This is a genomic window from Rhodopseudomonas sp. WA056 (assembly GCF_010906995.1).
GTDB lineage: Bacteria > Pseudomonadota > Alphaproteobacteria > Rhizobiales > Xanthobacteraceae > Rhodopseudomonas > Rhodopseudomonas palustris_G.
The window spans coordinates 1-7621 of record NZ_QPFS01000173.1; the positions used below are offsets into that span (position 1 = coordinate 1).

The window sequence follows — 7621 nt, forward strand, 5'->3', positions numbered from 1 at the left end:
GCTTTAATCCCCCTCCCCCTTGCGGGGAGGGTGCAAAGGCGGCCTCCGGCCGCCGTCTTAAGAAAGACACGCCGATGCTTTGCATCGGCTTTGCCGTAAGGCCGGTCGGGCGGGGGTAGCCACACGCTCAGTGCTCGGGGTACCCCCACCCCGGCCTCCGCTTCGCTCGGCCGACCCTCCCCGCAAGGGGGAGGGGGACCGCGAGTGCTCCGCTCAAAATGGAGGAGTAACTACGCCACAGCGCCGAGGCACCAGGCCAGGATGCCCTTCTGCGCATGCAGGCGGTTTTCGGCTTCGTCGAACACCACCGATTGCGGGCCGTCGATCACCTCGTCGGTGACCTCCTCGCCGCGATGCGCCGGCAGGCAGTGCATGAAGATCGCGTCCTTGTGGGCGAGCGACATCAGCTTGGCGTTGACCTGATACGGCTTGAGCAAATTGTGGCGATGCTCGCCGTCCTTGTCGCCCATCGACACCCAGGTGTCGGTGACGACGCAGTCGGCTCCGCGCACGGCCTGCTCCGGATCGGTGCCGATGGTGATCGCGGCGCCGCTGGCCTTGATCCAGTCGCGCAGCGCCTTGTTGGGCGCGAGCTGCGGAGGGGTGGCGACGTTGAGCTTGAAGTCGAAGCACGCCGCGGCATGCGCGAACGACGCCAGCACGTTGTTGTCGTCGCCGGTCCAGGCGATGGTGCGGCCCTTGATCGGGCCGCGATGCTCCTCGAACGTCATCACGTCGGCCATCACCTGGCACGGATGCGACTTGCGGGTCAGGCCGTTGATCACCGGCACGGTGGCGTTGGCGGCGAGCTCCAGCAGCGCCTCGTGATTGAGGATGCGGATCATGATGATGTCGACGAAGCGCGACAGCACCCGCGCGGTGTCGGCGATGGTCTCGCCGCGGCCGAGCTGCATCTCCTGACCGGTGAGCATGATCGACTCGCCGCCGAGCTGGCGCATGCCGACGTCGAACGACACCCGGGTGCGGGTCGACGGCTTGTCGAAGATCATCGCCAGGGTCTTGCCGGCGAGCGGCTTGTCGGCTTCGGCATTGGCCTTGCGCTTCGCCTTCATGGCGACGGCGGCGGCCAGCATGCTGCGCAGCTCAGAGGTCGGCAGCTCGGTGAGGTCGAGAAAGTGCCGCGGCGTCTTGATGGCGCTGCTCATCACACCGCCTCCTTCTGCGCCGCTTGACCGGCAAGCACGACGCAGGCGCGCTCCAGCCGCCCGATCGCCTCGTCGATCTCGGCCTCGCTGACGATCAGCGGCGGCAGCAGCCGCACCACGTTGTCGCCGGCCCCGACGGTGAGCAGTTTTTCGGCCCGCAGCGCCGCGATCAGCTCCGGCGACGGCACCACCGCCTTGAGGCCGAGCAGCAGCCCCTCGCCGCGCACCTCGCTGAGGACTTGCGGATGGCGGTCGACCACTCCGGCGAGCTTCTGCTTCAGCAGCAGCGAGGATCGTTTGACGTCGTCGAAGAAGCCCGGCTGCAGCATCACGTCGAGCACCGCATTGGCGACGGCGACCGCCAGCGGATTGCCGCCGAAGGTCGAGCCGTGCGCGCCCGGCGCCATGCCCCTGGCGGCTTCCGCGGTCGACAGGCAGGCGCCGATCGGAAAGCCGCCGCCGAGCGCTTTCGCCAGCGCCATGATATCGGGCGCGACGCCGAACCGATCGTGAGCGAACAGCTCGCCGGTGCGGCCCATCCCGGTCTGCACCTCGTCGAAAATCAGCAGCAGGCCATGGGCGTCGCACAGCTCGCGCAAGGCGCGGAAGAACGACGGCTCGGGCGAGCGCACGCCGCCCTCGCCCTGCAACGGCTCGATCAGGATCGCCGCGGTGTGCGGGCCGATCGCAGCCTTCACCGCGTCGAGATCGCCGAGCGGGAGCTGATCGAAGCCTTCGAGCGGGGGGCCATAACCCTCCAGGTACTTGGCTGCGCCGGTGGCGGCGAGGGTGCCGAGGGTGCGGCCGTGGAACGCGCCTTCGAAAGTAATCACCCGGGTGCGCTCGGGCGCGCCGTTGGAGAAGTGATAGTGCCGCGCCATCTTCAGCGCGCACTCCACCGCCTCGGCGCCCGAATTGCAGAAGAACACCATGTCGGCAAAGCTCTGCTCGCACAGCCGCGCCGCCAGCCGTTCGCCGTCCGGGCTCTTGAACAGGTTGGACATGTGCCACAGCCTGGTCGCCTGCTGCTGCAAGGCTTCGACCAGATGCGGATGGCAATGACCGAGCGCGTTGACCGCGACGCCGCTGGTGAAATCCAGGTAGCGCTCACCGTCGGTCCCGTGCAGCCAGACACCTTCGCCGCGCTCGAACGCGACATCCGCTCTGGCGAAAACCGGGAGGAGATGGGACGTTGCAGCGCTCTGAGACATGGCCGATCCGATCGGAAAAAACGGGCCGCCGGCCGGACGCGTCACGCGCATGACACGAACGCAGTCTGGGACAACGTACCCCGGAAACGAAACGTGCCGCCTTTCCAGGCGGCACGTGGGATTATTCTAGAAGCGTCGAACTCACTGTCAACACGGAGCTTCGACGAAGTGCTGCCGGAAAGCATCAGCGCTGCTGTTTGTTGTGGCTTCGCGGACTCACTCACAGGAGAAGGTGTGGACGCACCGGGTCGGACTCTTGCGCCCGAGTCACGGCATATTGTAGCCTTTTGCCTGTCGGGTACGACATCTCGTGCGCGGTTTGTAATCCATTTCGTGTTCTCGAACGAGGCGTAACGCCGGGGCGGCAGGGGTCGTCCGGCGAGCGCTAAGGGATTCTGACAGCAGAGATTTTGACGACCTCACAGCCGCGGTTCCGCGCCCCAGTCTCGGCGCCCGCTGGCAGGAAGGGATAGAACTATGACGGCATTGACCTGGACCGACGAGCGCGTCGAGCAGTTGAAGAAATTGTGGGAGGGCGGGCTGTCGGCGAGTCAAATTGCCGCTGAGCTGGGTAACGTCACCCGCAATGCCGTGATCGGCAAGGTCCACCGCCTCGGCCTGTCGGGCCGGGCCAAGAGCCCGACCTCGGCGGCGCCGCGGCAGCGCAAGGCCCGCCCTGTGCAGCAGATGATGAGGGTCACGCGCCCGGTCGCGCGCGGCAACACCGCTTTGGCGCACGCCTTCGAGGTCGAGGCCGAGCCCGATCCGATCGCGTTCGACAACGTGGTACCAATGAACCAGCGGCTGTCGCTGCTGGAACTCAACGAAGCCACCTGCCACTGGCCGGTCGGCGATCCGTCGAGCCCCGAATTCTTCTTCTGCGGCGGCAAGTCACTGCCGGGTCTGCCGTACTGCGCGCATCACTCGCGCATCGCCTATCAGCCGGTCGGCGACCGCCGCCGCCAAGCGCCGAAGACCACCCGCTAGACTGACGCCGCCGGCCCAACGCCGCGGCGAACCGCGCTCGCGCAGCGCAGGGCCGCGACACCCTGCCAAACTGTGATCGCTCGCAAAAGCGGGCGCCCCAGTATGCCAGAGCGTCCGTTACTTCCCACCCAACTCACTGCAAGACTGGATCCTCCGCTTTCGCGGAGGGTGATGCTGCGATGTTGGGCTGAGGCCGCGGCTGAACGATCGCAAAAGCGGTCGGGTCGGCAAGGGCGCGTAGCGTCGTGCCCACGGGTCACAAGATCACGTTCGCGGTCAGCGCTGTTTGAAACGAGGGATTTGGTGGGCAAGCTTCGCCTTACCCACCCTCCGTCGCAAACCTGCTAACAACTACGATGGGCTGCCTTCCACCTTGGCGAAGCGGTCGTCGAGGGCGTAGCCGGCGCCGCGGACGGTGCGGATCGGATCCTGTTCGCGGCCGATATTCAGCAGCTTGCGCAGGCGCCCGATGTGGACGTCGACAGTGCGCTCGTCGATGTAGATGTCGCGGCCCCACACGCCGTCGAGCAGTTGCTCGCGGCTGAATACCCGGCCGGGATGTTCGAGGAAGAACTCGAGCAGCCGATATTCGGTCGGTCCGAGATCGATCGGCCGGCCGGAACGCGCCACCCGGCGCTTGTCGCGGTCGAGTTCGAGATCGCCGTAGGCCAGCACGGTGGCGAGCCGCTCCGGCGCCGCCCGGCGCAGCAAACCCTTCACCCGCGCCAACAGTTCCGGCACCGAGAACGGCTTGACGATGTAGTCGTCGGCACCGGTCGCGAGCCCGCGGACGCGTTCGCTTTCTTCGCCGCGCGCCGTCAGCATGATGATCGGCAGTTGCTTGGTTTCCGGGCGGGCCCGCAGCCGGCGACACAGCTCGATGCCGGACAGGCCCGGCAGCATCCAGTCCAGCACCACCAGATCGGGAATTCGCTCTTTCATCCGAGTGTCGGCGTCGTCGCCCCGCGCCACCGCCTCGACCTCGTAACCTTCGGATTCCAGATTGTATCGCAGCAGCGTCGTCAGCGCTTCCTCGTCTTCGACCACCAGAATGCGCGCAGCCATCGTCGTCCTCGTCTTAGTCCTCGTCCCGGTTCGTGCACCGCCGGCGGCCCGGGAGCCGGCGGCGGGATCGACGTCAGTTGCCCGGCGTCGCGTTCGCGAAGGTCGTCGTGTCGCCCTTGGGGCGCTTGTCCATGATCTGCTGCCCCTCGATCATGTAGAATACCGTCTCAGCAATGTTGGTGGCGTGATCGCCGATCCGCTCGATGTTCTTGGCGCAGAACATCAGATGGATGCAGAACGAGATGTTGCGCGGATCTTCCATCATGTAGGTGAGCAGCTCGCGGAACAGCGAGGTGCAGATCGCGTCGACTTCCTCGTCACCGTTCCACACCACCATCGCGGCCGGCAGATCGTGGGCCGTGTAGGCGTCGAGCACCGCCTTGACCTGCGACTGCACCAGATCGGTCATGTGCTCCAGTCCGCGGATCAGCTTCAGCGGATGAAAGTCGCTGTCGATGGCATTGACGCGCTTGGCGATGTTCTTCGACAGATCGCCGATCCGCTCCAGATCGGTCGCGACCCGCATCGCCCCGACGATCTCGCGCAGGTCGATCGCCATCGGCTGCCGCCGGGCGATCGTGAGCACCGCGCGCTCTTCGATGCTGCGCTGCATCTGGTCGATCTCGGCATCGGCCGCAACCACGCGCGAGGCCAGCGCGACGTCGCGCCTAATCAACGCGTCGACCGAGTCGACGATCTGGCGTTCGGCGAGGCCGCCCATTTCGGCGACCAACCGCGTCAACTCCTGCAAATCGCCGTCGAACGCCTTGGTGGTGTGCTCGAATCCCATGTCCGTTCTCCTCGCCCGCGGCGTCAGCCGAACCGGCCGGTGATGTAATCCTGGGTGCGCCGATCGTTCGGCGAGGTGAAGATCTTGTTGGTCGGCCCGAACTCGATCAGTTCCCCGAGATACATGAAGGCGGTCGATTCCGACACGCGGGCCGCCTGCTGCATGTTGTGAGTGACGATCGCGATCGTGTACTGCTCCTTGAGCTCGTCGATCAGTTCCTCGATCTTGGCGGTCGAGATCGGGTCGAGCGCCGAGCACGGCTCGTCGAACAGGATCACTTCGGGCCGCACCGCGATGGTCCGGGCGATGCACAGCCGCTGCTGCTGACCGCCCGACAGGCTGAGGCCGGAGGCGCTGAGCTTGTCCTTGACCTCGTTCCACAGCGCGGCGCCGCGCAGCGCCTTCTCGACCCGGCCGTCCATCTCCGACTTGGAGATCTTCTCGTACAGACGGACGCCGAACGCGATGTTGTCGTAGATCGTCATCGGGAACGGCGTCGGCTTCTGGAACACCATGCCGACCCGGGCGCGCAGCAGATTGAGATCGAGCTTGGGGTCGAGGATGTTGGTGTTGTCGAGCAGCACCTGGCCGTCGGCCCGCTGGCCCGGATACAGATCGTACATCCGGTTGAAGATCCGCAGCAACGTCGACTTGCCGCAACCCGACGGGCCGATGAAGGCGGTGACCCGGTTGGCGGCGAGCGCGAGATTGATGTGCTTCAGCGCGTGGTTCTGGCCGTAGTAGAAATTCAGATCCCGCACGGTCATCTTGGGCGGACCGTCCGGCTGGGCGCCGATCGGCGGCATCGCCGCTGAGGGAACATTGGTCGCGATCGAGATCTCGGTCATTTCGGGGTCCTCTCCGCGCCGATGATACGCGCGCCGATGTTGAGGGCGAGAACGGTCAGGGTGATCAGCAGCGCGCCGGTCCAGGCGAGCTGCTTCCAGTAGTCGTAGGGGCTCTGCACGAAGTTGTTGATGGTCACCGGCAGGTTGGCCATCGTGCGGCTGAGGTCCAGGCTGAAGAACTGGTTGCTGAGCGCGGTGAACAGCAGCGGCGCGGTTTCACCGGCGACGCGCGCGGTGGCGAGCAGAATGCCGGTGATCAGACCGGCGCGCGCGGCCCGATAGGCGATCCGGCGGATCACCAGCGAGCGCGGCAGCCCGAGCGCGGACGCCGCTTCGCGAAGCGAACTCGGAACCAGCAGCAGCATGTCCTCGGTGGTACGCACCACCACCGGAATCACGATCACCGCGAGCGCCAGCGCACCGGCGAGCGCGGAGAATCGCCCCATCGTCACCACCACCGCGCCGTAGATGAACAAGCCGATGATGATCGACGGCGCGCTGAGCAGGATGTCGTTGATGAAACGGATCACCGAGGTCAGCTTGTCGTACTTGCCGTATTCGGCCAGGTAGGTGCCGGCGAACAGGCCGAGCGGCGCACCGATGCCCACGCCGAGCACCGTCATGATCACGGAGCCGACGATGGCGTTGAGCAGGCCGCCGTCGGTCGACCCGGGAGGCGGCGTGCTCTTGGTGAACACGCCGAGATCGAGACCGGCGAGGCCATTCCAGAACAGCGTGAACAGGATCAGCGCCAGCCAGGTGACGCCGAACACGGCGGCGATGGAGCACAGCACCTTGACGACCACGTCGCTGCGATGCCGGCGGACATAGATCGGATTGTTGTGCGCGTTGAGGGACATTTACTTTCCCGCCTTCATTTCGAGACGCATCAGCAACAGCCGCGCCGCAGCCAGCACCATGAAAGTGAGGATGAACAGCAGCAGGCCGAGCAGGATCAGGCCGGACTGATGCAAACCGTCGCTTTCGGCGAATTCCGAGGCGATCGCCGCCGAGATCGTGGTGCCGGGCGAGAAGATCGATCCGGTGATCCTGAACGAGTTTCCGATAATGAAGGTGACCGCCATGGTCTCGCCGAGCGCGCGGCCGAGCGCCAGCATGATGCCGCCGATCACGCCGACCCGGGTGTAGGGGATCACGACGCTGCGCACGACTTCCCAGGTGGTGCAGCCGACGCCGTAGGCGGCCTCTTTCAGCACCGGCGGCACGGTCTTGAACACGTCGACCGAGATCGCGGTGATGAACGGCAACACCATGATGGCCAGGATCAGCGAGGCGTTGAACAGGCTGAGATAGGACGGCGGTCCCGCGAAGATGTCGCCGAGCACCGGCACGCCCTCGAACAGCGCGATCATCGCCGGCTGGAAATGATTGGCCAGGAACGGCCCGAGCACGAAGAAGCCCCACATGCCGTAGATGATCGACGGAATGCCGGCCAGCAGTTCGATGGCGAGGCCGATCGGGCGGCGCAGCCACATCGGGCACAGCTCGGTGAGGAAGATCGCGATGCCGAGACCGACCGGGATGGCGATCATC

General features: G+C 65.8%; 8 protein-coding genes. 1 reads left to right on the forward strand and 7 read right to left on the reverse strand.

Features of this window, described 5'->3' with window-relative positions; genetic code table 11:
* Positions 1-230 precede the first annotated feature (230 nt).
* Together argF and DU475_RS22260 are read right to left on the reverse strand one after the other, a co-directional pair.
* On the reverse strand, positions 231-1166 hold the full coding sequence (gene argF, locus DU475_RS22255) for an ornithine carbamoyltransferase (protein ID WP_013504593.1): 936 nt from the start codon (positions 1164-1166) through the stop codon (positions 231-233).
* Positions 1166-2377, reverse strand: coding sequence for an aspartate aminotransferase family protein (locus DU475_RS22260; RefSeq protein ID WP_164633350.1), 1212 nt, complete (start codon positions 2375-2377; stop codon positions 1166-1168). The genes argF and DU475_RS22260 overlap by 1 nt, the downstream gene beginning before the upstream one ends.
* Positions 2378-2854: 477 nt before the next feature.
* Between DU475_RS22260 and DU475_RS22265 the strand changes: the two genes are divergently transcribed.
* The gene (locus tag DU475_RS22265) at positions 2855-3364 is read left to right on the forward strand and encodes a GcrA family cell cycle regulator (protein WP_013504595.1); all 510 of its coding nucleotides are present in this window, start codon (positions 2855-2857) and stop codon (positions 3362-3364) included.
* A 351-nt stretch (positions 3365-3715) separates the two neighbouring features.
* Here DU475_RS22265 and phoB read toward each other — a convergent pair whose 3' ends face one another.
* The 5 genes from phoB to pstC all read right to left on the reverse strand — a co-directional run.
* Positions 3716-4429 carry a phosphate regulon transcriptional regulator PhoB gene (gene phoB / locus DU475_RS22270; protein WP_013504596.1) on the reverse strand — a complete coding sequence of 238 codons (714 nt, stop codon included), beginning with the start codon at positions 4427-4429 and terminating at the stop codon, positions 3716-3718.
* Positions 4430-4502: 73 nt separating this feature from the next.
* Positions 4503-5219, reverse strand: coding sequence for a phosphate signaling complex protein PhoU (gene phoU, locus DU475_RS22275; protein WP_013504597.1), 717 nt, complete (start codon positions 5217-5219; stop codon positions 4503-4505).
* 23 nt (positions 5220-5242) lie between these two features.
* Complete coding sequence (pstB, locus tag DU475_RS22280) at positions 5243-6067, reverse strand: phosphate ABC transporter ATP-binding protein PstB (RefSeq protein WP_013504598.1); 825 nt, start codon at positions 6065-6067, stop codon at positions 5243-5245.
* The gene (gene pstA / locus DU475_RS22285; RefSeq protein WP_142884117.1) at positions 6064-6927 is read right to left on the reverse strand and encodes a phosphate ABC transporter permease PstA; all 864 of its coding nucleotides are present in this window, start codon (positions 6925-6927) and stop codon (positions 6064-6066) included. The genes pstB and pstA overlap by 4 nt, the downstream gene beginning before the upstream one ends.
* Positions 6928-7621: phosphate ABC transporter permease subunit PstC (pstC, locus tag DU475_RS22290; protein ID WP_164633351.1), on the reverse strand; the 694-nt coding region annotated here is incomplete at its 5' end.